This window comes from Arthrobacter sp. 05L421 (assembly GCF_056397785.1).
Map to the genome: position 1 here is coordinate 275,851 of NZ_JBFTOC010000004.1, position 24,631 is coordinate 300,481.

Below are 24,631 nucleotides of genomic sequence, written 5' to 3' on the forward strand. Positions count from 1 at the left end.
TGGGACGACAAGCTGCAGAGCACCGTCTGCGGCCCATGCGAAAGGCCCACCGTGACCGGACACCCCTCAAGCCACCCGAACCAGGGCGCAGCCAGCGCCGCCCCGCGCCGTATTGTGGTGGCCGGCGGCGGCCCCGCAGCGCACCGTTTCGCAGATGCGATGCACGCCCGCGGACTCGATGGCTGGCACGTTACAGTCCTCACCGAGGAAGCCCACCTCCCGTACGACCGCGTCGCGCTGAGCAAGGCACTCACCGACAGCGACGTCGACCTCACCCTGGGTAGCGCTTCCATGTGGGACCACACGGCCCTGAATCTGAAGACCGGCGAGCGCGTCATCAGCATCGACGCCGCCGACAAGACGGTGAAGACCGCGGCTGGAACCGTCTATCCGTATGACGAGCTCGTGGTCGCGACGGGCTCGGACGCGGCCCGCCTGCCCATCCCGGGCTCCGAACTCACCCACGTGTACCGCACCCTTGACGACGTCTGGGCCATCAACAAGGCGATCGCGGACCTCACCGGGAAGCTTGGCCGCAAGGTCAACGCGGTCACCATCGGCGGCGGTCTGCTGGGCCTGGAATCGGCGGCCGGCACCGAACAGCTCGGCGCCACCCCGATCGTCATTAACGGCTCGCCATGGCTCATGAACACCCAACTGGACGAAGGTGCCGGACAGTCGCTCGGCCGGCTCATCGAGGCCAAGGGCTTCACCGTCCACGGCGGGGTGTTCCCCTCCGAGGTCCTCTCCGACGACGACGGCCAGGTCACCGGCGTCCTCATGGCCGACGGCCGGATCATCGACGCCGACATCGTGATCGTTGCGATCGGCGTGCGGCCCCGCGATGAGCTGTTCCGGGCCGCAGAGGGCCCGGATGGGCAAAAGGGAGTGCAGCAGTTCCAGCTGGGCCCGCGCGGCGGCGTCGTCATCTCCGACGACTGCTCCACAGAGGTTCCCGGCATCTGGGCAATCGGGGAGGTCGCCAACTTCGGCGGCATGTGCCTGGGCCTCGTTGCCCCGGCCAACACAATGGCCGAAATCGTCGCGGACCGGCTGCACGGCGGGAGCGCAACCTTCCCCGGCTTCGACACGGCCACCAAGCTCAAGCTCTCCGGCGTCGACGTCGCCAGCTTCGGCGACGCCTTCGCCCGCACAGAACACGCGCTCGAAATCGTCTATGCCGACCCCGCGCGCGGCGTCTATCAGAAGATCGTCACCACGGACGACGCCAAGACCCTACTCGGCGGGATCTTCGTTGGCGACGCCTCACCCTACACGTCCCTGCGCCCCATGCTGGGCCGCGAACTGGCCGCCGAGCCCGGCGCGTACCTCACCGCGGCCGGCGGCGGCGACGCCCCGGAGACCGAGCTGCCGGACGACGCCATCCTGTGTTCCTGCAACAACGTCTCCGCGGGAACTATCCGCGCCGCGGTCAACGGCTGCGGCGCCTGCGACGGCAACGCGCCGGTCCAGGAACTCGGCGAGCTGAAGGGCTGCACCCGCGCCGGAACCAGCTGTGGCTCCTGCGTGCCGATGCTCAAGAAGCTGCTAGAGACCGAGCTGACCAAGTCCGGCGTCGAGGTCTCCAGGGCACTCTGCGAACACATCGAGCTCTCCCGCCAGGAACTCTTCGACGCCATCCGGGTCCTGGAACTGACCTCCTTCGAGGAGATCATGGCCAAGTACGGCACAGGGGCCGGCTGCGATATCTGCAAGCCGACCATCGCCAACATCCTGGCCAGCCAGAACAGCGCCTACGTCCTGGACGCCGGCCGCGGCACGCTGCAGGACACCAACGACCGCGCCCTGGCCAACATGCAGAAGGACGGCACCTACTCGGTGGTTCCGCGGATCGCCGGCGGCGAGATCACCCCGAAGAAACTCGGCGTGATCGCCGCGGTCGCCGAACAGTACGGCCTCTACACCAAGATCACCGGCGGCCAGCGGATCGATATGTTCGGCGCCCGGCTGGAGCAGCTCCCGGAAATCTGGAAGCTGCTGGTGGATGCCGGCTTCGAATCCGGCCAGGCCTACGGCAAGAGCCTGCGCACGGTGAAGTCCTGCGTCGGCTCCACGTGGTGCCGCTTCGGGGTCCAGGACTCGGTGGCCATGGCCATCGCGCTTGAGCTGCGCTACCGCGGCCTGCGCAGCCCGCACAAGCTGAAGATGGGTGTCTCCGGCTGCGCCCGCGAATGTGCGGAGGCCCGGGGCAAGGACGTCGGCGTCATCGCCACCGCGGACGGCTGGAACCTGTACGTCGGCGGCAACGGCGGGGCCACCCCGGCGCACGCCCAGCTGCTGGCAAAGGACCTCGACGACGAAACCCTGATCAGGTACATCGACCGCTACTTTATGTACTACATCCGCACCGCCGACCGCCTGCAGCGCACCGCGCGCTGGCAGGAAGAGCTCGACGGCGGCATCAAGCACGTCGAGGACGTGGTGGTGCACGACACCCTGGGCATCGCCGAGGACCTTGAGGCCGCCATGGCCAAACATGTTGACACCTACGTCGACGAATGGGCCGACACCCTGAAGGATCCCGAGCGCCTCCGCCGCTTCCGCTCCTTCGTCAACGCCCCGGACCAGAAGGACGATTCCATCACCTTCGTCTCCGACGAGCGCGGCCAGATGCGCCCCGCCACGGCAGAAGAAAAGGCACTGGCCGGCCAGCAGCCAGTCCTGATCGGCGCTTCCATCCCGGTCCGTGCCACCACCCCGGGACAGCCTGACGAGAACGAGGTATAGCCATGCAGCTCACCATTGACCTCACCGGACGCGAAGTCCTGGTCACCGGCGCGGACCACGCCGCGCGGCAGGCCGCGCGGCGCTACGAGGCGGCCGGGGCCATCGTGTTCCGCCTCAGCTCCCCTCAGGGCGAAGGCATTGACGGCCCGCTGCCCGAGCGCCCGTTCCTGGTGGCGGCCGTCGACGACGGCCAGCCCGGTTGGGGGGCCCTGGTGGGCCGGTGCCATGCCGCCGGCATTCCGGTGGCGGCCGAGCCAGCGGCCGGCCCTGTGGGACACGTCACACTCGTCGGCGGCGGCCCCGGCACGGCCGAGCTGCTCACCGTCGCCGCCGTGGCGGCGCTGCGGGATGCCGACGTCGTCTTCTACGACCGGCTCGCCCCGTACCAGGACCTGCCGTCCCTGACCTCGGCCGAGCTGGTGGATGTGGGCAAGAAGCCCGGCCACCACAAGGTCAGCCAGGCCGACATCGAAAAGCTCATGGTGGAAAGCGCGCTGGCCGGCAACAACGTGGTCCGCCTCAAGGGCGGGGACCCCTATGTGTTCGGCCGCGGCGGCGAGGAAGTCGCGTCCTGCGTCGCGGCCGGTGTTCCGGTCCGCGTCATCTCCGGCGTGACCAGCGCCATCTCGGTTCCGGCCGCCGCCGGCATCCCGGTCACGCACCGCGAAGTCAGCCACATGTTCACTGTTGTTTCAGGCCATGCGCCGCTGACCGAGAACGAATTGACGCACCTTTCCGGGCTCGGCGGAACTATTGTGGTCCTGATGGGCATCGGCACCCTGCACCACCTCGCGGCCGGGCTTCGCCGGGCCGGGATGCGGGCCGATATGCCGATGGCCGTCGTCGAACGCGGCTACCGCCCCGGCCAGCGCACCACGATCGCCGAGCTGGGCACCATCACCTCCGCGGCCGCCGGCTGCAGCAACCCCGCCGTCCTGGTGATCGGGGAGGTTGTCCGGGTGGCCGAGGCCAACCTGGGCTGTGCCGAAGCCACCGCAGAGCTCGACCGACTGGCCGCATCACTGATGGAGGCGTAAGGATTCCCATGAGCGCATTGAATGCCGCCGCCGCAACCTTCCCGGAACCCGGCGCACCCTTAACTCCGTTGATCCCCGCACCGTCCGGAGCACCCGCGCCGGGCGTTGCGGAGGACGCGACCGAACGGGACCTTCCCTTGGACGGCTTCCGGATCGGTGTCACCTCGCACCGCCGCTCGCAGGACCTCATCGAGGCCCTCGAGCGCCGCGGTGCTGAGGTGCTTCACGCCCCGGCCCTGAAGATCGCCCCAGTCCGGGAGGACGAGAGCCTGATCGAGGACACGCGGGCGATCATCGCCGCCCGGCCCGATCTTTGCATCGCCACCACCGCCTACGGCATGCGCCGCTGGTGCGAGGCCGCGGACACGTTCGGCATCGGCGACCAGCTGCTCGAGACCCTGTCCGCCACCCGGATGTTCGTCCGCGGGCCCAAAGCACGCGGCGCCGTGCGTGCGGCCGGGCTTGCCGACGTCGGCATCAGCAGCGACGAGACCACGGCCACGCTCGTGGACATGCTCCTTGCCGAGGGTGTGCGGGGCAAGACAGTCGCGGTGCAGCTACACGGCTACACCGATGTCCGCCAGCTTGAGCGCCTGCGCATGTCCGGCGCCACCGTCCTGACCGTCACCCCGTACCGCTGGGTGAAGCCCGACGGCGCCGACCGGCTGCCCAAGCTCATCGAAGCCGCGTGCAGCGGCAACCTGGATGTCCTGACCTTCACGAGCGCCCCCGCCGTGGACGCCATGTGGAGCACGGCGCACGAGATGGGCGTCTACAAACAGCTTGTGGAGAGCCTGAAGACTACTGTGGCGACCGCCGTCGTCGGGCCCATCACCGCTCAGCCGCTGCTGGACGCCGGGCTGCACCCACTGATCCCGGAACGCTTCCGGATGGGCGCCCTGATCCGGCTGGTCTGCGAGCACCTGGCGCTCAACCACGTCCGCCGGCTCGATACCGCTTCCGGCAGCATTGAGCTGCGCGGCCGCTCGCTGCGGATCAACGGCGAGGCGGTCGACATGGCACCGGCACCCCTACTGCTGCTGCGCGCGCTCATCGGCGCCGGCGGGGCCGTGCTGTCCCGCGAAGCGCTCTCGGACCTCCTGGAACTGCGCGGCTCCGTGCATGCCCTGGACATGACCGTCAGCCGGCTGCGGTCCGCGCTGCCGGACACCCGCCTGGTGGAAACCGTGGTGAAGCGCGGCTACCGGATCCGGGTGTAACTCAACGCGGGGTCACTTAGCGCCCATCCCACAGCCCCTGATGGGCGCTAAGTGACCCCGCGTTGCTTTGATGTGGCCGGCCGCCGCGGAGGTGTGACGCACGACATTACCAGCCGGTAAATACTGGCGAACAGGCAGGGCAAAAGCGGCAACACCCGGGAAACACCCCGGAAAAATCGGACGCCTACGCTGGGGTTCATCAAGCACACCGGCCACACGATGGCCACCCAGCGAAAGGGCCTGAACATGTCCGCTCCGGCATTGTCTCCCACCTCCGGCACGTCCCCCTCGGCGGAAGCCGCTCCCGGCACCGCCTCTCCGACGACAGTCACAACGGCCGCCCGGCCCAGGATCGTCATCGCCGGCGCCGGTACGGCCGCCCAGGCCCTCGTCCGGCAGCTCACCCGGACCCCGTTTGCCGGCGCCATCACGGTCCTCAGCAACCGGGACGACGCCCCGGAGGAATTGCTGGAACTCGCCGTCCTGCCCCAGGTGTCCGTCCGTTTTGGCCAGCCGGCCAGCTACATCGACGCGGAAAACCGCCGCGTGACCACCGCCGACGGCATGGAATTCGACTACGACGAGCTCGTCATCGCCACCGGTTCGGCCCCCGCCGAGGCACCGGTGGAAGGGGCCGCGCGGTGCCTGAGCTATTCCACGATCGACGACGCCGCCCGGCTGGGCGAGGCCGTCAAGGACGTCACCCGGGTCCTGGGCCGGCGTCCGCTGGGCATCCTGGTCGGCACGGGCTCCGCCGCCGGCCAGGCCGAGGCAGTGCTCCGTGCCCGCGGCGTCCGCCCCGTCCGCACCACCGTCCGCCCCGCCGCCGTCGTACCCACCATCGCCGGGTCCGTCCTGCCGGCGTCCGGCATCGTCTTCGAGGACGGGTCCAGCATGAACGGGGACCTCGTGATCCTGGCCGAGGAGCGCATCGCCCGCGACGAACTGGCCGCCACGGCCGGGCTGACCACCGCGCCGCGGGGCGGGATTGTCATCGGCCAGGACTTCCGCACCTCCGTGCCGGGCATCTGGGCGATCGGTGACGCCGCAGCCTACGACGGCGTCCGGCTGGGACTGCTCGTGGCCTCCGGTTCGGCCGCGTCGGTGTGTGCTTCCCAGCTGCTTCAAGCCACGATGGCCCGGCCCCTGGCGGTCGCGGCCTGAGCGTGCGGGGGCGGCCCGGCTGGGCATCCACACGGCATGTTCCTATGGCAAGATGGTTCCCTGATAAGCCGCGCACCATGCGGCGCCGCCAGGGCCCGCAGGCCCACAAGGCCCGGGAAGGGACCGCCGCGTCCCAGGCCCGCCACGAAAGGGACCACCATGAGCCACGACGCCGCCACCGCGGGCACGCCCAACATCGCCTCCTACATCGACCACACGCTGCTCAAGCCGGAGGCCAGCGAGGCGGAGATCCTCAAAGTGTGCGCCGAGGCGTCCGAATACCACTTCAAGTCGGTCTGCGTGAACCCCGTATGGGTCAAGACCGTCAAGAAGGCGCTCAAGGGCTCCGGCGTCCTGACGTGCTCCGTGGTCGGGTTCCCGCTGGGCGCCACGCCGAGCGACGTCAAGGCCTTCGAGGCCCGCGGCGCGGTCCTGGACGGTGCCGAAGAGGTGGACATGGTCATCAACATCGCCGCGGCCCGCGCCAATGACAAGGGCGCGCTGGTGGATGACATCGCCGCCGTCGCCGACGCCGTGCACGAAGGCGAGGCCATCTTGAAGGTCATCATCGAAACGGCCCTGCTAAGCGATGACCAGAAGGTGCTCGCCTGCGAGGCTGCGGTTGAAGCGGGGGCGGACTTCGTGAAGACCTCCACGGGCTTCAACGGCGGCGGTGCCACCGCCGAGGACGTCGCGCTCATGCGCCGCACCGTCGGTCCGGACCTTGGCGTCAAGGCCTCCGGCGGCGTGCGGTCCCTGGCCGACGCTCAGGCTATGATTGCTGCAGGTGCAACACGTATTGGCGCCAGCTCCGGCATTGCGATCGTCAAGGGTGAACAGGGTTCGTCCGCGTACTGATCCACGCCGGCAGTGCCCACAGTTTTGAGAGCCCCCCGGGGCCGAGGAGGAACGAATGTCCAGCAACACCACCCCGTCCCGGCGAGTCGAGAACAGCCTCGGATCCAGCATCGCCTTGTTCGTGCCGATGATGGTCCTGTTCCTCGGTGCAATCTACTCGCTGGCCTTCCTGACGCTGGAAAACGTCTGGCCGATGGCTGTCTGCCTGGTCCTCTTCGCCCTCTCGTTCTGGATCCCGCAGACCCTGCTGGGCCGTTCGGATTCGGCCGGCGAAAACTAGGCCTCTCGCTTTCTTGAATGACTGAGCTCCGGATATTCCGGAGCTTCAGTCATTTAAGAAACCCTCACATCTAAATGAGTGCGGCCTAGCCGGGCACCAGCGCAAACAGGCCCTTGACCAGCCCCGTGCCCAGCGCCAGGGCTGCCGGGAAGTGCGCTTTGGCCACGGCCAGGCCGGCGCCGAACATCCCCACCATCGCGTAGCCGCTCACCGGGATGAGGACGAACCATTCCCGCCGTGAGCCCGCCCTGCCCAACAGCGGGATGGAGAACGCCCCGTTGGCTCTCCAGATGTTCTTGAGCAGCGGCAGTTTCCGCAGGACCTTCGGCGGCTTGATCACCAGTGGCCAGAGCAGCGGCACTCCCCCGGTGGTGATCATGTCCCCCACAATGTGCACCAGCACCCCGGTGAGCATCGAGACCGGCAGCCAGGTCCACTGGTGCGGCGCAAACCACGTCACCACTCCTGCCATGAGCAGCCCGAAGATCCAGTTGCTGATCCAGCCGTACTTCGGAAAGAGTTTCAGTGCCTTCACCGCGATGTTGATCATGAACATGCACACCAGGCCGGCCCCGACGGACAGCAGCCCCCACTGGGTCTGCACCTGCCACTGCCCGGCGATCGTGGCCAGCAGCACGAAGAACGCCGCGCCCAGCACCGAATGCGTGCCCTGCCGGTGGCCCCCGCTGACGTTCTCGATCCCGCGCGCCACCAGGTTGGACACCGGCGGCAGCGCATGCGCCACGGTGCTGGCGCGGTGGTCCCAGTCGCAGACCAGCGCGGTCCCCGCCGTCGCCATGGCGCCGATCACGATTCCCGTGGGATCCAGCGGGTACCAGCCGAGCGCGTACGGGCCGGTTGAGGCAATAGCCACCCACGCCGCGGCTCCCGACGCGGCGTGATGTCCTCCCATCATTCGCTTATTTCACCGCCTGTGTGGCCGAGACAGCCGAGTCCGAGAATATGTTGCGGATGACGCCGTTGGCCCACTCGAGGATCTCGGCGTCCTGCAGGTCCCGGCCGCCGATCCTGGCGGTCTTGGGCTTGGGGACGAGCACGGCGTCCAGGGCCGGCTTCGCCTGCGCGCCGGGGTACATCCGGGTCAGTCGCATGAGCTTGGACTCCGGCAGTTGCGCCGGGGAGAACTTGATGAAGTTGCCCTGCAGCGCGACGTCGGACAGTCCGGCCTCGCGGGCGCCCACCCGGAACCGGGCAACGTCAATCAGGTTTGTGGCGGGCAGCGGCAGCTCGCCATAGCGGTCCACGAGCTCCGCGAGGACCTCATCGATCGCCTCGTAGGTGATGGCGCTGGCCAGTTTGCGGTAGGCCTCCAGGCGCAGCCGTTCGCCCGGCACGTAGTCGTGCGGCAGGTGCGCGTTGACCGGCAGTTCAATCTTCATCTCGGCGGCCTTCTCCTCGGCCTCGCCCCGGTACTCGGCCACGGCCTCGCCGACCAGCCGGATGTAGAGGTCAAAGCCGACGCCCTGGATGTGGCCGGACTGCTCGCCGCCCAGCAGGTTGCCGGCCCCGCGGATCTCCAGGTCCTTCATGGCCAGCTGCATGCCGGCGCCGAGCTCGTTGTGCGTCGCGACAGCCTTGAGCCGTTCCAGCGCCACCTCGCCGAGCGGCTTTTCCGAGGGGTAGAGGAAGTAGGCGTAGGCGCGTTCCCGGCCGCGGCCCACCCGTCCGCGCAGCTGGTGCAGCTGGGACAGTCCGTACTTGTCCGCGCCGTCCACGATCAGGGTGTTGGCGTTGGAGATGTCCAAGCCGGTCTCGATGATGGTGGTGCAGACCAGGACATCGAAGCGCTTTTCCCAGAAGTCCACGATGATCTGTTCCAGCCGGCTCTCGGACATCTGCCCGTGCGCCACCTCCACCCGAGCCTCCGGGACCAGTTCGCGGATCTTCGCCGCGGTGCGGTCGATCGTGGACACCCGGTTGTGGACGAAGAACACCTGGCCTTCGCGCATCAGCTCGCGGCGGATCGCGGCCGAGGTCTGCTTCTCCGTGTACGGGCCCACGTAGGTCAGCACGGGGTGCCGTTCCTCCGGCGGGGTGGCCAGCGTGGAGGTCTCGCGGATGCCGGTCAGGGACATTTCCAGGGTCCGCGGAATCGGGGTGGCGCTCATGGCCAGGACGTCCACGTTGGTGCGCATCTTCTTCAGCGCCTCCTTGTGTTCGACGCCGAAGCGCTGCTCCTCGTCCACGATCACCAGGCCGAGGTCCTTGAAGCCGAAGTCCTTTGACAGCAGCCGGTGCGTGCCGATCACCACGTCCACGGAGCCGCTCTTGACGCCGTCGGCGGTTTCCTTGGCCTCTTTGCCGCTTTGGAAGCGGGACAGCGGCTTGACCACCAGCGGGAAACCGGAAAACCGTTCGGTGAAGGTCTCGTAGTGCTGCTGGGCGAGCAGCGTCGTGGGCACCAGCACGGCCACCTGCTTGCCGTCCTGGACGGCCTTGAACGCGGCCCGGACCGCGATCTCGGTCTTGCCGTAGCCGACGTCACCGGAGATGAGCCGGTCCATCGGGATCTCGCGCTCCATGTCGGCCTTGACCTCGTTGATGGTGGTCAGCTGGTCCGGGGTCTCCACATACGGGAAGGCCTCCTCCAGTTCCCGCTGCCACGGGGTGTCCGGGCCGAAGGCGTAGCCGCGGGAGGCCATCCGGGCCGAGTACAGCCGGATCAGCTCGCCGGCGATCTCCTTGACCGCCCTGCGGGCCTTGGACTTGGTGCTCGCCCAGTCCGCGCCGCCCATCTTGCTCAGCGCCGGGGTGTCCCCGCCTACGTACCGGGTGACCTGGTCCAGCTGGTCGGTGGGCACAAAGAGCCGGTCCCCCGGGGCTCCGCGCTTGGACGGGGCATATTCCAGCACCAGGTATTCGCGCACCCCGTCGCCGCCCCCGGCCACCCGGCGCTGGATCAGCTCCACGAACCGACCGATGCCGTGCTGTTCGTGCACCACGGAATCCCCGGCCACCAGCTGCAGCGGGTCCACGGCGTTCCGCCGCTTGGACGGCATCCGGCGCATGTCCTTGGTGGAACCCGCGGAGGTGCGGCCCAAGAGGTCCGCCTCGGTGAGCAGCGCCAGCTTGAGCGGATCCAGGACAAATCCGCGGCCGACGGCGGCGGTGGTCACCTCGATCAGCCCGGCCTGCGGATCCGCCTCGAGGGTGTCCACCCGTGCGCAGGGAATGTCGTTGTCGTGGAAGAGTTCGGCGAGACGCTGCGCCGGGCCGGGGCCCTCGGTGACCACGACGATCCGCCACTGGTCCCGGACGCGGGAGCCGATGAAGTCCATCATCTCCGCCACGTCGCCCTGGTAGCCGCGGGGTTCCCGGGCATGCAGGTTCAGCACGTCGACGTCGGGCAGCAGCTCTTCGTCGCTGGCCAACGACGTGATGGACCACCAGGAAACGCCGTGCTCCAGGGCGGCAGTGCGGGTTTCCGTCAGCGAACGGAAGCTGGCCGAATGCAAAGCCTCGGACGCCGCGGAGCTCAAATCCAGCGGCGCCGTGCCGCCGTCGGACGCCGTGGACCAGGCGGCCTCGAGGAATTCCTCGTTGGTGGCGGCGAGGTCGTGGGCACGGGTGCGGACCTTCTCCGGCTCGATCACCACCGAGATGGAACCGGCCGGAAGCTGGTCCAGGAACGGCACCATGGCGTCCACCAGGACGGGGGCCAGCGATTCCATGCCCTCGACGGCGATGCCGCCGGCGATCTTCTCCAGCATGTCCGCGGCGGCCGGGAGCTGGGACTTCAGGGTGGCTGCGCGGGACATGACGGAGGGTGTGATCAGGATTTCGCGGCACGGCGGGGCGTGGAGTTCGGTGGGGTGGTGCAGGCCGGGCCCGGTCAGCGAGCGCTGGTCGGCGACGGCGAACCAGCGCATCTGGTCCACCTCGTCGCCGAAGAACTCGACCCGGATAGGGTGGTCCTCCGTGGGCGGGAAGACGTCCAGCATGCCGCCGCGGACGGCGAACTCGCCGCGGCGCGTCACCATGTCCACCCGGGCGTAGGCGGCGTCGGCGAGGCTCTTGACGACGCTGCTGAAGGGGGTCTCCTGGCCGAGCTTCAGCGTCACAGGCACCAGTTCGCCCAGACCGGCGACGATTGGCTGGACGACGGCGCGCACGGGGGCCACCACGACGCGCAGCGCACCGGCGGTGGACGACTCGGGGTGTGCGAGCCGCCGCAGCACGGAAAGCCGCCGGCCCACGGTGTCCGAGCGCGGGGAGAGGCGCTCATGCGGCAGGGTCTCCCAGCTTGGGAACTCGGCCACGGCGTCGGCCGGCAGGAAGGCGCGCAGGGCCTCGGTCAGGTCCTCGGCCTCACGGCCAGTCGCGGTGACGGCCAGGACCACGGGCACCGGACGGACGGCGCCGTTTCCGGCAGCGCCGGTTTCGTTCGCCGCCTGCGTCGTGAGTCCGTCCGCCATTTCGGCGAGCAGCGCGGACCGCATTCCGGCCGGGGCGCTGATCTGGTAGTCCTCGCTGCGGGCGGCGAACCCGCGGGCGGCCTCAGCCTGGACCCGCGCGTAATTCCGGTCTTCGGCGAGGACACGGCGCAGACCGGTGAGAGAGGGGCCGTTGAGGCTCATAGCTGTTGCTCCTGATGTGATCACGGGGTGCAGGCAACACGAATAGCCGAAATTCGTGAGAATCCCGGGTCCTCCAAGCCTACCGCGGAGGCCACGGCCAGGCCGACGGGTCTGGACCGGCGGGGCTAGGCTGGCAGGAAGAGGGGGGCCCATCCGAAGTGGCCGGGGCACCGAATAGCTTGGTAGGCCACCCGCCAACTGCCGGCCGACAAGGAGTCACCATGAACGGCACGACCGCTACCCCTGAACCCACTCCGACGCCTGCTCCATCCCCGCAGGCAGCTTCCGCGAAGGCCGCCTCCCGGAAAACCGTGCTGGTCACCGGGGCCACCGGCTACATCGGCGGGCGGCTGGTCCCCCGGCTCCTGGAAGCCGGGCACCGGGTCAAAGTGGTGGTCCGGACCCCGGCCAAGATCGCCGGCGTGCCCTGGGTGGACGACGTCGAGGTGGTCCACAGCAGCCTCGACGACGGCGAGGCCCTGCGGGAGGCGCTCGACGGCGTCGACGTCCTGTATTACCTCGTCCATTCCATGGCGGCCGGAGCCGGATTCGAGGACAAGGAAAAAGCCATGGCCGCGACGGCTGCCCACGCCGCGGCCGCAGCCGGAGTGGACCGGATTGTTTACCTCGGCGGCCTGCACCCGGCCGGGGCCGAACTTTCCACGCACATGCGCTCCCGCGAGGCGGTGGGGAAAGTCTTCCTGGACAGCCCGGTGGACGCAGTGGTGTTCCAGGCCGGCGTCGTCATCGGCTCAGGCTCGGCGTCGTTCGAAATGATCAGGCACCTGTCCGAGACGCTCCCGCTCATGCCGGCCCCAAGCTGGGTGCGCAACAAGATCGAGGCGATCGCCGTCCGCGACGTCCTGTACTACCTCGTGGCGGCGGCCTCGCTGGAAGGTGACATCAACCGGACGTTTGATATCGGCTGCCGCCAGGTGCTCAGCTACGCCGGAATGATGCGGGAATACGCCGCGGAGGCCGGGCTCCCCCGCCGCTGGGTCCTGGCCCTGCCGGTGCCGGCCCCCAAGCTGGCGGGCCTGTGGGTGGCCCTTGTAACGCCGATCCCGCTCTCCATGTCCCTGCCGCTCGTGGAATCGCTGCAGCACGACGCCGTTTCCCGGGAGCACGACATCGATGACTGCATCCGTGTGCCCGAGGGCGGCCTGACCTCCTACCGGCGTGCCGTGGCCCTCGCCCTGGGAAAGGAACGCGACGGCCAGGTGGAAACCACGTGGGCAAGCGCCGGGGTGGACGCCGATCCGCTGCCGAGCGACCCGGACTGGTCCGGCCACAGAGTGTTCGTGGACGAGCGCAGCTTCCCCAGCGACGTGGACCCGAAGCACGTGTGGACCATCATCGAGGGAATCGGCGGCCGGAACGGCTGGTACTCCCTGCCGCTGGCCTGGCAGGTGCGCGGCTGGCTGGACAAGCTGACCGGCGGGGCAGGGCTGCTGCGCGGCCGCCGGCACCCGCATCTGCTCGCGGAGGGCGAAGTGGTGGACTGGTGGAGGGTCGAGCAGATCGACCGCGGCCGACTGCTGCGGCTGCGGGCCGAAATGCGGGCTCCTGGCCGGGCCTGGCTGGAACTTTCCGTGGAGCCGGAGGGGACGGGCAGCCGGTACCACCAGCGCGCCATCTTCTTCCCCAAGGGCCTCAGCGGCCGCCTTTACTGGCTGGCCGTCCTGCCGTTCCACAGCGTCATATTTCCCGCCATGTCACGGAATATCACCGCGGCCGCCAGGGATCTGGAAAATCTCGAATCGGAGCCTGCCGTGCACACGCCGTAGGATGTTGGAGCCCGAAACGTCCACTTCCACATCCCGGAGGACCCCCTATGGCCCTGAGTGCATCCACCACCGTTCCGCACAGCGTCGACCGCGTTACCGCGGTTTTCGTCAATGAAGACTTCCTGCGCCACACGAGCGAGCTCGTTGGCGGCACCCTGGAATCCTTTGCCCTCGACGGAGATCCCGCCGGCGCCTTTAGCACCACCACCGTGCGGACCATCCCCACCACACGGATGCCCGATATCGCCCGGAAATTTGTCGGCGAAAGCCTGAAGGTGACCCAGCTCGAAGCCTGGGAGGCTCCCGCCGCCGACGGCTCCCGGCAGAGCAAGATCTCCCTCAAGGTCTCCGGCGCACCGCTGGACGTGAACGCTGTCCAGCGCCTCGTGTCCGACGGCGGCAGCACCCGGATCGAGCTCGAGGGCAACGTCACCTCCTCGGTGCCGTTCCTTGGCGGCAAGATCGCCGACGCCGCCGAGCCGATGGTCGGCAAGGCCCTGAACCTGCAGTCCCAGCAGGCCCAGGCCTGGCTCGAGAGCCACTAGCGTCGTGGAGTTGCCAGCGTTCCTCGCCGTCGTCCTGATCATTGCCGGCGTCTGGTCCCTGGTGGTCTGGCCGCAGTTCCTGCGCCGCGTCATGAAGGACCCGCGCGCCCGCGACGCCGACGGCAAAGCCACGCGATTCCTGACCGTTCACGTGGTCCTCGTCAGCATCTCCATGCTGCTGGGGGCCGCGACGGCCGCGATCGGCATTGCCGGGCTGGTTAGCTAGGATCCGGCACACCGGCGGCAGCAGCCGCCGGTGTGCCGGAATTTCAGCCCCGGTCAGGTGCTGGCGCTAGAATCAGCAAAAAGTGGACCGCTGAAAGGGGACGCCACTTGCTACCCCGTCGTGCGGCCATGTGGGCACTGGGCACCTATCTGCTGGGCCTCGGCCTCATCGCCCTCTGGCCCGTTCCCGTGGACCGGGGCGCATCTGTTTTCCTGACGCGCTCGCTGCGGCAACTGCACCACTGGGGCGTCCCTCCATGGTTCAACTACTCGGCCGTGGAGATGGCCTCAAACGTCATCCTGTTCCTGCCGCTCGGCGCCCTGGTCGCCCGGATCCTCGGCCCGCGGCTCTGGTGGGGCGGGGTTGCCGTCGGTTTCCTGCTGTCCGTCCTGATTGAGCTGGCCCAGCTTGTCTTCCTCCCGGCGCGCTTTGCCTCCGTCGTTGACGTCGCCGCGAACACCGCCGGCGCCCTGGTGGGGGCCCTCTCGGCGTTGCTGTTCATGGCACGCCGCGGGAGTGTGTGATCCCCGGGCGCACCGCGTACGCTGTGAACAGGCCATAACGGGAGGACATCGGTACTGTGCGGATCTCGGTTATTGGATGCGGCTATCTCGGTGCAGTGCATGCTGCGTGCATGGCAAAGCTGGGCCATGACGTTGTAGGCATCGACCTCGACGAACACAAGGTGGCGCAGCTGTCAGCGGGCCATGCTCCCTTCTACGAACCGGTGCTGGACGAGCTGCTCTCCGAGCTTGAGGAATCGGGGCGGTTGCGGTTCACCACCGACATGGCGGCGGCCCGCGGTTCGGAGGTCCACTTCATCTGCGTGGGTACGCCGCAGAAGCGGGGCGAGAACGCCGCCGACCTCCGATTCGTCGACGCGGCGGTCGCATCGCTCGCCGACTACGTATCCGCGGGCGATGTCGTTGCAGGAAAGTCCACGGTGCCGGTGGGCACCGCGGCGCGGCTGGCCGAGATGCTGGCGGAGACAGAGCCAGGTGCGATGCTGACCTGGAATCCTGAATTCCTGCGCGAAGGCCACGCGGTGACGGACACGTTGAATCCGGACAGGTTTGTGTACGGCGTGCCGGACGGGAGCGAGGACCACCCCGCCGTCGCCGTGTTGGACCAGGTCTATGCTCAACCCCTGGCGAGCGGGAAGCCACGGCTGGTGACGGATTACGCCACCGCAGAGCTCGTCAAGACTGCCGCCAACTCGTTCCTGGCCACCAAGATATCCTTCATCAACGCCATGGCCGAGGTCTGCGAAGCCACGGGGGCCGACGTCACCCGGCTTGCCGATGCCATCGGACTCGATGAACGGATCGGCAGGAAATTCCTCAACGCAGGCATCGGCTTTGGCGGCGGCTGCCTACCCAAGGACATCCGTGCCTTCATGGCCCGCGCCGGCGAGCTCGGCGCAGACCAGGCGCTGACCTTTCTTCGCGAGGTTGACGCCATCAATATGAGGCGCCGGACCCGCGTCGTAGAGCTCACGCGGGAGCTCTGTGGCGGCACTCTGATGGGACAGCGGATTGCCGTGCTGGGGGCGGCTTTTAAGCCCGAAAGCGACGACGTCCGGGACTCCCCCGCGTTGAGCGCCGCGGCGCAGCTGCAGTTGCAAGGCGCTGTGGTGACGGTCACCGACCCCCAGGCGCTGGCCAACGCCGCCAAACGCTTCCCGGAGCTTCCGCTCGAACCGGATCTGGAGACGGCGCTGCACAGGGCCGACGCCGTGCTGCTGCTGACCGAGTGGCAGGCGTACCGGGAACTGGATCCGCACGCAACCAAGGCGTTCGTGACGGCGCCGCGCATCCTGGACGGCCGCAACGTGCTGGACCCGGCCAAGTGGCGGGCTGCCGGCTGGACCTACAAGGGCCTGGGCCGGCCGTAACGCAGTCCGGCCATAACGCTGGCCGGGCGTGAGGGGCCGGCCCTAGCGCGGTTCTATCAAGCAGCCGTCAGGCTGCCACCGCCTGGCCGAGAGCGTCTTCCGCGGCCACCCATGAGAGCATGGCGCACTTGACCCGGGCCGCATAACGGGACACACCCTCAAACGCGGCGGCGTCGCCCAGCACCTCCGGATCGGCCGGCACCTTGCCGCGCGAACGCAGCACTTCGCGGAAGCTGTCAATGACGGTGCGGAGTTCCCCGACGCTCATGCCTTCGGCGAGGTCCGTCAGCACGGACGCCGAGGCCATGGAGATGGAGCAGCCGTCGCCGTCCCAGCGCAGCTCACTGACTTTCCCGCCGGCCACGGACACCCGCACGGTGATCTCGTCGCCGCAGGTCGGATTCAGCTGGTGTGACTGGCCGCTGCTCGCGTCCTCCGGCGCGGCCGCCGCGGCCAGGCCGCTGCCGTGCCGGGCCTTGGCGTGTTCCAGGATGATCTGCTGGTAGAGCTGGTCAAGACTCATGGATGTCCGTCCTAGGCTTGGAAGTAGGCACGGACATCGGCGGCCGCGTTGAGGAACGCGTCCACATCGTCCGTGGTGTTGTAAAGGTACGTGCTGGCGCGCGTCGTAGCTGTCAGTCCGAGCCGGCGGTGCAGCGGCTGGGCGCAGTGGTGCCCCACCCGCACGGCGATGCCCCGGCTGTCCAGGAATTGTCCGACGTCGTGCGCGTGGACACCGGCGACGTCGAACGCGGCCAGGCCGATCCGTTCCTGCCCCGCCGCGGGACCCAGCACGCGGATGCCGGGGATGGATTCCAGGCCCTGTACCAGGCGCTGGCCGAGTTCGGCCTCCCAGGCGTGGATGCGGTCCATCCCGGTTTCGCTGAGGTAGTTCACCGCTGCGGCGAGTGCCACCGCCTGCGAAATGCGCTGCGTACCGGCCTCGAAGCGCTGCGGGCTCGGCAGGAAGCCCGCCCGTTCCATGGTGACGGTGGTGATCATGGAGCCGCCGGTCAGGAACGGCGGCATCGCGTTGAGCAGCTCCGAGCGGCCGTAGAGGGCGCCGATGCCGGTGGGGGCCAGCATTTTGTGGCCGGAGAACACCGCGAAGTCGACGTCGAGCGCTTTGAGGTCCAGGGGCAGGTGCGGCGCGGACTGGCAGGCGTCGAGCACCACCAGCGCGCCCGCGGAACGGGCCAGGGCCACCAGTGCGGCCACCGGGTTGATGGTGCCCAGGACGTTGGACGCGTGGGTGAACGCCAAGACGCGGGTGCGGGGGCCGATGATGCCGGCGGCGGCCTCCAGGTCCAGGGCGCCGGCGTCGTCGATCGGGATGAACTTCACGACGGCGCCGGTCCGGGCCGCCAGCTCCTGCCAGGGAATCAGGTTGGCGTGGTGTTCCATCTCCGTGACCACGAGTTCGTCGCCCGGGGCCAGGGCGAACCGGGCTGCTTCCGGGGCCGCGCCGGGCAGGGACGCATTAAGGAAGGAATAGGTGAGCAGGTTCAGGCCCTCCGTGGCGTTGGAGGTCCAGATCAGTTCATCCCACTCCGCCCCGACGAAGTCCGCCACCGTTTCCCGGGCATTTTCGAACGCTTCGGTGGCCTCGACGGCGAGGTGGTGCGCCCCGCGGTGGACCGCCGAGTTCCGCTGCTCGTAGAACTCCTGCTCGGCCTCGAGCACGCTGATCGGGTTCTGCGAGGTAGCCCCGGAGTCCAGGTAGATGAGGGGTTTGCCGTTGACGTGTTGTTGCAGGATCGGGAAGTCGTTGCGGATCCTCAGGACCTCGTCGTTCCCGAGCGTGATGGCAGAGCGGCGGAGGTGGGCTGGTGTGGCAACCATGGCGGAGACTCCTGGATCGGCGTTCGCTGCGGCGCCTCGAGCGCGCCGGCCGGAAGGCCGGCGGCGCCATTACGTCACGCAGATTAATCCTAATTATCCCATGCGGTGATGTCCCTGCAGTGCGGCGGCCCGCAGGCCCCGGCCACGACAACCACGCAGCTCCCGACTTCACTGGGTTTCCGGCTTCTCTAGGCTTCCGGCTTCTCTGGGCTTCCGGCTTCTCTGGGCTCCGCGGGGCCAGGTGCGGCGTGGTCTGGCGCGCCCAACGGCCTGCCTCGTCGCTTTTACCCTTGCGGCGCTCCTCGACGGCGCTCACACCGAGTCCGCGCCTCAGAGCGGCGCGGACTCGGGAGCATCCCGTTAAGGGAGCCGGCGGCGGCTGGGGGGAGAGCCTCGGTCTCAGAAGGCTCTGACGCCGCCGGCTCCGACCTTGGCGTACGGCTGCCGGCTGGGGCACCGTACGATTCCAACGAAGGAGTTGGGGGTAGGGAGGTTACGGCCCGACCACCTCTATGGTGGCAGTGGCTGCTTCAGCAGGCAAGAGGGTCTTTAGGACCTAATTTCCTGCTGATCATGCCATGTCGTTTGCCGCCCTGATGTTTCCTCGATTTGACACAGTTTCCTCGTTGAGACCGTTTCCTCATTTAGAACTTGTCCTCATTGCGACCTTGTGGGTTCGTGGGACTGGCTTAAGTCAATCGCCCGGAGCGGATCTGCACACGAGTAGCGTTTACGTGATTTCTGTGGGCTCACGGGCGATGGCACTACTTGGGGATACTCCCGCCGGTCCCATAGGCCACCCGGCCTGTACGCACCGCCGGCGCTGCCGCCGGCCAGAGGTCTGGGGTTCAGGGTTCAGGATTCAGGGAGCCGTGGCCCAGCAGGTCCGCGCGCCGGCCGACGCCGAGTTTAGCGAAGATCCTGGACAGGTGCCCCTCCACGGTTCGTTGCGATACGCACAGCGCCGAGGCGATCTCGGCGTTCGTGGCGCCGTGGGACACAAGTTCCAAAACCTCGGCCTCGCGTCCGGTCAGCGGGGCCCCGTGATCGCTGTGGACGATCTCCAACTGCGCGGACATGCCGGCTTCCACGAGCCGGTGGTGAACCCGGCGCTGGACGGCGGTGAGCCTCCACCGGTCCGGGTCATCGGCCAGGATCCGCTCGGCCTGCTGGGCGGCTTCAAGGGCCAAGAGCCCGTGCCCGCCGCCGAGCGCGTCGTCGCTGATGCCAATGAGGTCGGCAGCGTCGGACGCCGATACCGCCAGCGCGTAGGATTCCAGCAGGCGCGCCTCTGGCCCATCCACTGCCCTGCTGCTGAGGGCCAGTGCCTCGGCGTCGGCCTCGGAAACGCCACCGCTGCGGAACGCGAGCCGCCTGATATCGGTTTCAACGCCCCGCAGGCCCTCGTGCAATGCGTCGTCCGCCAACCGTGCCAGGGCCATTGCGTCACTCCCCTCCGGGCCGCCCACGGGTTCCGCTGCCTGACAATACGCCTCCGCCAGCAGGCGAAGGGTTTTTGGCTCCCGGTAGTCCGAAAGCCGGAAGGCCAGGCAATGCTGGCTAGCCTCATAGTGCCGTCCGACGGTGCCAGCCGCGTAGGCTGCCACCGCGTGAGCAAACGGAAGCAGGTTCAAGGGGTCGGCGATGGTTAGTTCCTCTACGCCAAGCCGCAACTCGGCCAAGCTTTCGCGCATCCGGCCCTGGCGCAGCCTGGAGTATCCCCGCATGAGGTGGAGCATGCCGCCGCTGTACAGCAGCCGTCCGGGCTCGCGGGCCGCGTAATCGTCGAGCACGCTGCCGAGCCCGTCCCAGTCACCGGCCCCGATCAGGATCAGGCAGTGTCGCACCATTAGGTCCTCATACATCAGGGGAAGCCCGCGGCTCCCGCTGCAGGCGCCATTCCATGCCTCGAAGTCCAGTCGCAGAGCTGCACGCAGCAGGCCCTGGGCTGACAGCCGTTCGGCGAGCAGGGATAGGGCCGGGACCCGGATTTCGGGAGGAGTGCCGGGGGTACCAACCAGTTCCCGCAGCCCGGAGTCGGCAGCCACGGACCTGCTGTCCCCCGTCCGGCGGAGGAACTCAGCCGCTACCCGGGCAGCGGCCCCCTCATCCCACGGCCCGTCCCACGTTTCCTCCCGCTGTTCTTCCTGCGGGGCATCTCCCGGAGAGTGCGTGGAAGTTACCGCATCCCGGTCCGGCGTGGAAGAGCCCAGCCGGGCCGCGAGCAGGGCCGCCAGATACGACGATCGTCCGGCGGCCACGGGGCGCGCGGACTCCAGGCCCGCCACGGCGGCGGCGCGGCGTCCGGCAATGAACTGGGAATAGGCCAGCTGGATCCTGGCCTCAGGGAGGAACCGGGCGTCCCGGATGGCGCGAGCAGCCCGGGCAGCTGTGGCAGGATCCAGGGCCGTGTTCGCAGCGACGGCGGCTTGGAGCAGCTGCGCGGGCGGGATCTCCACACCGCAGTCCAGGGACCAGCGGAGGCGGTTCAGCGCGGCTCCGGGGAGCAGGGCACGCTCTGAGGGCAGCGACAGCACGCTCGAACGCAGGGCCGAGCTGCGCCCGGCGGGGACCCGGAGGCGGATAATCTCGCCGACCATCGGGCTCGCGGGCCTGACGAGCCGGTGGTGCCCGGCCGAGACAGCGATTATCCCGGCAGTGTCCAGCGCATCGACGGCTTTGGGGCCGCTGATCCGCAGGATCTGGGCCAGGGAAAGCGGCCCCGCCAGGGCAACGATCGTGGCTGCGGTCTTCTCCTCCGGCGTCATGGAGCGCAATTGCCGGTCAACGACGTCCGCCGCAGGAACCCGGGCCATGTCGGGGTTGGCCAGCAGGAACCATACTCCGTGCCTGCATCCCAGGGCGCCGGTGCTACGGGCGTGCAGGATCAAGGACATCAACATGAGCGGGTTCCCGTCCGCAGCGTCGTGGAACAGCGCGCTGACCCACGGTGAGACGTCGGCCCGCAGGACCTGCTCGCACAGCTGGTGTGTTCCAGTCCGGCTGAGCGGGGCAAGATCGAGCTTGGCAATAATTCCGTCGTCCCACAGCGACAGGAATTCTTCCGGGATCATCGGCCCGGGCCTGCAGGTCGCAAAGATACTCGCTGCACCGGTGGCTGCGGCCTGCGCGAGTTGCCCGACGGTCCCGTGATCGAGGCAATGCGCGTCGTCGACGACGAACAAAGGGCGCTCCGCCTCGGATTTAAGGCTTACCGCCATTGCCCCCACGACCGCGGCGTAGGAGTCCAGTTCCCGGTCGGGAAGCCGGGACAGGTACGGCGCCAGGGCGCCAAAGGGAACGGCGGCCAGGGCCGGGGTGGCAGTCAGCCGAATCAGGTGTCTGCGGGTCCCGAGTTCGCGGAGGGCGGCCTTGAGGACGGCGGTCTTGCCGGTCCCGGCGCCGCCGACGACGATCGCACCTGATCTAGTGTCGTCGCGCAGGCAGCGCACCAGATCCTTGAGCAGTGTTGACCGCTCGATCAAAGGTGCAGTTTCAGCCATGCTTTCCATTGCCGGATCTTCCTGCCGCCCTCTGCCTTCCCCGGAAAGCCGACCGGGATGCCGACCGGATTCTGCCGGGTTCAGCCGAGCCGGGCACTGTCTGCCGGAGTCGAGATGACATCTTTGAGTTCCGATCGGCTGGCGACATGCAGCTTCGAATACACCTGATAGAGGTGCCCCTCCACGGTGCGGACCGATACGTGCATCTGTTCCGCGATCTTGCGGTTCGCCGTGCCGGCAGCGGCCCGGACGGCCACTTCACATTCCCTCGCCGTCAGGGTCGACGTTGTGAGCGAGTGCAGACCGTTCTTGGGGCTGCCGAACTTGTCATCAAGCGACTGTTGCGTCCGCTGGGCGATGCGCAGAGCGATCCGGTTACCGGCGTCGTTGGCGCAGCTGACGGCCTTCCGGGCCGCATCCCGGGCGAAGACGGCGTTGCCGGATGTGTCGGCATCCTTGGACGCCCCCAGCAAGAGTTCGCTGTCGGCTTCCCGCATGCCTTCTGCCAGCCGCGAGCACAGGGCCGCGAATTGCCCGGTCACCCGGCCCCCGAGGCTGCCGAGCTTGTGGCCCATCTGGCGGTCTCCCAACCTGGTGGCGGCGGACTGGAACAGGAGCGCAGTGGCCACGGCCGAGGTTTCCGTGTCGTTCTCCGCCTCGGCTGCCAGGGCGCGGATGGATGCTGCCCGCTGGCCGAGCTCGGCCTGGGCCGAGAGTTCGAAATAGCGTGTAAGCCGTTCCGCCAGCCAGGCCACGGGCGGCCGCGGCTGGTCCAAGTCGCCCAGCAGGAGGCCTGCCGTCTCCTCTTCGCCTTGAAGCGCGGCGGCATAGGCACAGACTGCCGTGGCCAGCCCAGTCAAAGCATCGGGGTCCTGGGCCCGGAGCTGCCACCTGCCGGCCTGCAGTCGGGACAGTGCGTCGTCCAGATGGCCGGCGTGCAGGTCAACGACGCCGTGCCCAATCTCGAACATCCCGCCGAGCCGGGTCTGGGGCTCGACGCCCCCGTAAGTCACGTCAAGATACGCGGATGCTTCCCGGAAATTTGCCGAGAGCAGAAGCAGGAACAAGAACCTGCCCCTTACCTCACGGACTGCACGGTCCGTGAGGCACACGTTGGCTGTGGCCGCCAGGACCTGCTTTCCCAGGGCCAGCGCCATTACGGCGTTGCCAGTGACGGCTAGGGCCTCGGCGCGGACACTGGCGGTCATGATGCGCAGTTCGCTGCCCAGGTCCGTGGTGTCCACATGCTCGGTCGCGGCCAGGACATCGGCGTAGCGTCCCTGGAATGCGGCGAGCTCGGCCTCGGCCAGGCGCAGCTGCTCGCGGGCCGCGTCCACCGCGGGGGTGTGCTGCTCCGGTTCTGCCGCCAGCCGCTCCGCGAGCTCGCGCAGCCTGGCCCTGGGATCGGCTCCAGGGACCGGACTGCGCTTTTCCAGCTCTGCCCGCAGCAGCTGCAAGGCTGTCCACTCGGACACTGGAAGCTCCCGGCAGGCGGTGTCATCAAGGGCGTCCAGAACCCGCCGCGCGGACTCCGCGTTGTTCACCAAAATGTGGGCATTCACCGCTTCGATGGCCGTCAGGACCGGGCGTTCGCTTCCTTCGGCCTCCTGGATGAACCGCAGTGCCGCCGCGGGGTCGGACCCGCTGTTCGCGGTGTGGGCCGCGGCCAGCGCCACCTCCGGGCGCACCTGCTCTCCACAGTCCAGCGCCCAGGCGACGGCGGTCGCGCTGCCGGCGTCCAGGGCATCCGGCTCCTGGAGTACGGCCGTGAGCCGGCGGCGGAGTTCAGCGCTGCGGCCGGGCGGCACAACGCTGGCGACGATTCCGGCCGTCACGGGGTTGGCGACGCTAACCATCGGCGGATGATCATGGGTGACCCGGATCAGGGCCCGCTCCTGGAGCGCGTCCATGTCCTGCGGGTTGGCGATCAGCATGAGAGTCTGCAGCGGGACCGAGCCGGCAAGTGCCAGCAGTTCAAAGACGTCGCGCTGGCCGGCGCCTAGCCGGTTCAGGCGTGCCTTCACGACGTCCCGGATCTCGCCGGTCAAGGCAATGGGGCCGTTGCCCAGGAACCATACGCCGTCCTGGCGTACCAGTGTGCCCAGTTTGATCTGTTCCCGGGCGAGCGAATGGAGGAACAAGGCGTTGCCCCCGCTAGCGCTCCACAGGGCCCGGGCTGCGGTCAGGGAGAAACGGCCGCCGTATTCGTGATCCAGCGTTGCGGCCGTCTCGGCGAAGTCGAACGATCCCAGGTCTACCCGCCGGAGCAGGTCGTCCTTCCACAGGCCCATGATGTCGCCGCCGACGTGGGGCATGTCCACGCACGCCGCCAACAGGGTGACATGGGCCCCCGCGCTCAGCTGGGCCACCATCATGCTCGAGAGCTCGTCGAGGTCATGGGCGTTGTCCACGAAAAGAACGATTCGCCGCCCCTCGGATTTGTTGTGGAGCAGCTGGGTCAGTCCGCGCAGCACCATCAGGGGGTGCTCGAGATGGGAGGCGTCGAGGTCGTTCAGGAGGACGCTCAGGGCCCCGTAGGGAAGCTTGGAGGAAATGGAGCTGCCACGGACCTGGACAACCAGGTAATCGTCGCCGAGCTGCTCAAGGGCTCGCTGGGCGATAAAGGATTTGCCGGCCCCGTGGTCGCCCACAAGTACTATGCCGCAGCCCGAACCTGACGTCAGGGTTTCAATGACGTCGGCAACGACCTGCTGGCGGGTGAAGGGTTTGTCTTTGTTCCGTCCATGTCCGTTTCTTGGCGCGGGAAAAATGGCTTCTGTCTGGCCGCTGCCCGCAGGCAAGCCGGCTTCTTGCTGGAACATATGAGAGACCTTCGCTGTCAAAGTGTGAGCGGTGATACCTCAACGGTAGGGACTACGCGTTTTTTCGGTATGCGTAAGTAGTACTCGATTACGCAGCAAGTATTCCG

General features: G+C 68.3%; 17 protein-coding genes. 11 read left to right on the forward strand and 6 right to left on the reverse strand.

From position 1 onward, the window contains the following. Positions 1-51: 51 nt before the first annotated feature. The 6 genes from nirB (at position 52) to AC1DKQ_RS07935 (ending at position 7,307) form a co-directional block, all read left to right on the forward strand. Positions 52-2,748: a nitrite reductase large subunit NirB gene (gene nirB, locus AC1DKQ_RS07910; protein ID WP_476918628.1), complete on the forward strand. Its 2,697-nt coding sequence runs from the start codon at positions 52-54 to the stop codon at positions 2,746-2,748. 2 nt (positions 2,749-2,750) lie between these two features. Then, positions 2,751-3,785 (forward strand): uroporphyrinogen-III C-methyltransferase, encoded by a 1,035-nt coding sequence (gene cobA / locus AC1DKQ_RS07915; RefSeq protein WP_476918629.1) that lies wholly within the window; start codon positions 2,751-2,753, stop codon positions 3,783-3,785. Between the two features lie 8 nt (positions 3,786-3,793). Beyond that, positions 3,794-5,005, forward strand: coding sequence for a uroporphyrinogen-III synthase (locus AC1DKQ_RS07920; protein ID WP_476918630.1), 1,212 nt, complete (start codon positions 3,794-3,796; stop codon positions 5,003-5,005). A 219-nt stretch (positions 5,006-5,224) separates the two neighbouring features. Continuing rightward, positions 5,225-6,169: an FAD-dependent oxidoreductase gene (locus AC1DKQ_RS07925; RefSeq protein WP_476883687.1), complete on the forward strand. Its 945-nt coding sequence runs from the start codon at positions 5,225-5,227 to the stop codon at positions 6,167-6,169. 159 nt (positions 6,170-6,328) lie between these two features. Continuing rightward, the gene (deoC, locus tag AC1DKQ_RS07930) at positions 6,329-7,027 is read left to right on the forward strand and encodes a deoxyribose-phosphate aldolase (protein WP_476918631.1); all 699 of its coding nucleotides are present in this window, start codon (positions 6,329-6,331) and stop codon (positions 7,025-7,027) included. A gap of 55 nt (positions 7,028-7,082) precedes the next feature. Further along, positions 7,083-7,307, forward strand: coding sequence for a hypothetical protein (locus AC1DKQ_RS07935; RefSeq protein ID WP_476883689.1), 225 nt, complete (start codon positions 7,083-7,085; stop codon positions 7,305-7,307). An 85-nt stretch (positions 7,308-7,392) separates the two neighbouring features. On the opposite strand, the gene AC1DKQ_RS07940 is transcribed toward AC1DKQ_RS07935, so the two are convergent. Beyond that, positions 7,393-8,223, reverse strand: coding sequence for a metal-dependent hydrolase (locus AC1DKQ_RS07940; protein WP_476883690.1), 831 nt, complete (start codon positions 8,221-8,223; stop codon positions 7,393-7,395). 4 nt (positions 8,224-8,227) lie between these two features. Further along, positions 8,228-11,905 (reverse strand): transcription-repair coupling factor, encoded by a 3,678-nt coding sequence (mfd, locus tag AC1DKQ_RS07945; protein ID WP_476918632.1) that lies wholly within the window; start codon positions 11,903-11,905, stop codon positions 8,228-8,230. Positions 11,906-12,126: 221 nt separating this feature from the next. Here mfd and AC1DKQ_RS07950 point away from each other — a divergent pair, with 221 nt between their 5' ends. The 5 genes from AC1DKQ_RS07950 to AC1DKQ_RS07970 all read left to right on the forward strand — a co-directional run bounded on the left by AC1DKQ_RS07950 (position 12,127) and on the right by AC1DKQ_RS07970 (position 16,357). Next, entirely contained in the window at positions 12,127-13,692 is a 1,566-nt protein-coding gene (locus AC1DKQ_RS07950) for an SDR family oxidoreductase (protein ID WP_476918633.1), read from the forward strand. Between the two features lie 47 nt (positions 13,693-13,739). Next, positions 13,740-14,237 (forward strand): DUF2505 domain-containing protein, encoded by a 498-nt coding sequence (locus tag AC1DKQ_RS07955; protein WP_120953656.1) that lies wholly within the window; start codon positions 13,740-13,742, stop codon positions 14,235-14,237. 4 nt (positions 14,238-14,241) lie between these two features. Beyond that, positions 14,242-14,463, forward strand: a complete 222-nt coding sequence (locus AC1DKQ_RS07960) for an SCO4848 family membrane protein (protein ID WP_277526174.1) — start codon at positions 14,242-14,244, stop codon at positions 14,461-14,463. 107 nt (positions 14,464-14,570) lie between these two features. After that, positions 14,571-14,987, forward strand: coding sequence for a VanZ family protein (locus tag AC1DKQ_RS07965; protein ID WP_476883693.1), 417 nt, complete (start codon positions 14,571-14,573; stop codon positions 14,985-14,987). Between the two features lie 56 nt (positions 14,988-15,043). Further along, the gene (locus AC1DKQ_RS07970; protein ID WP_476883694.1) at positions 15,044-16,357 is read left to right on the forward strand and encodes a UDP-glucose dehydrogenase family protein; all 1,314 of its coding nucleotides are present in this window, start codon (positions 15,044-15,046) and stop codon (positions 16,355-16,357) included. 67 nt (positions 16,358-16,424) lie between these two features. Here AC1DKQ_RS07970 and sufU read toward each other — a convergent pair whose 3' ends face one another. From sufU to AC1DKQ_RS07990, 4 genes are all read right to left on the reverse strand, one after another. After that, positions 16,425-16,880 (reverse strand): Fe-S cluster assembly sulfur transfer protein SufU, encoded by a 456-nt coding sequence (sufU, locus tag AC1DKQ_RS07975; RefSeq protein ID WP_476883695.1) that lies wholly within the window; start codon positions 16,878-16,880, stop codon positions 16,425-16,427. 11 nt (positions 16,881-16,891) lie between these two features. Then, positions 16,892-18,199 (reverse strand): aminotransferase class V-fold PLP-dependent enzyme, encoded by a 1,308-nt coding sequence (locus tag AC1DKQ_RS07980; RefSeq protein ID WP_476918634.1) that lies wholly within the window; start codon positions 18,197-18,199, stop codon positions 16,892-16,894. An 848-nt stretch (positions 18,200-19,047) separates the two neighbouring features. Then, the gene (locus tag AC1DKQ_RS07985; RefSeq protein WP_476918635.1) at positions 19,048-21,702 is read right to left on the reverse strand and encodes a helix-turn-helix transcriptional regulator; all 2,655 of its coding nucleotides are present in this window, start codon (positions 21,700-21,702) and stop codon (positions 19,048-19,050) included. 80 nt (positions 21,703-21,782) lie between these two features. Next, a complete protein-coding gene (locus tag AC1DKQ_RS07990) occupies positions 21,783-24,524 on the reverse strand; it encodes a helix-turn-helix transcriptional regulator (RefSeq protein ID WP_476918636.1) in 2,742 nt (913 codons plus the stop codon). Between the last annotated feature and the right edge of the window lie 107 nt (positions 24,525-24,631).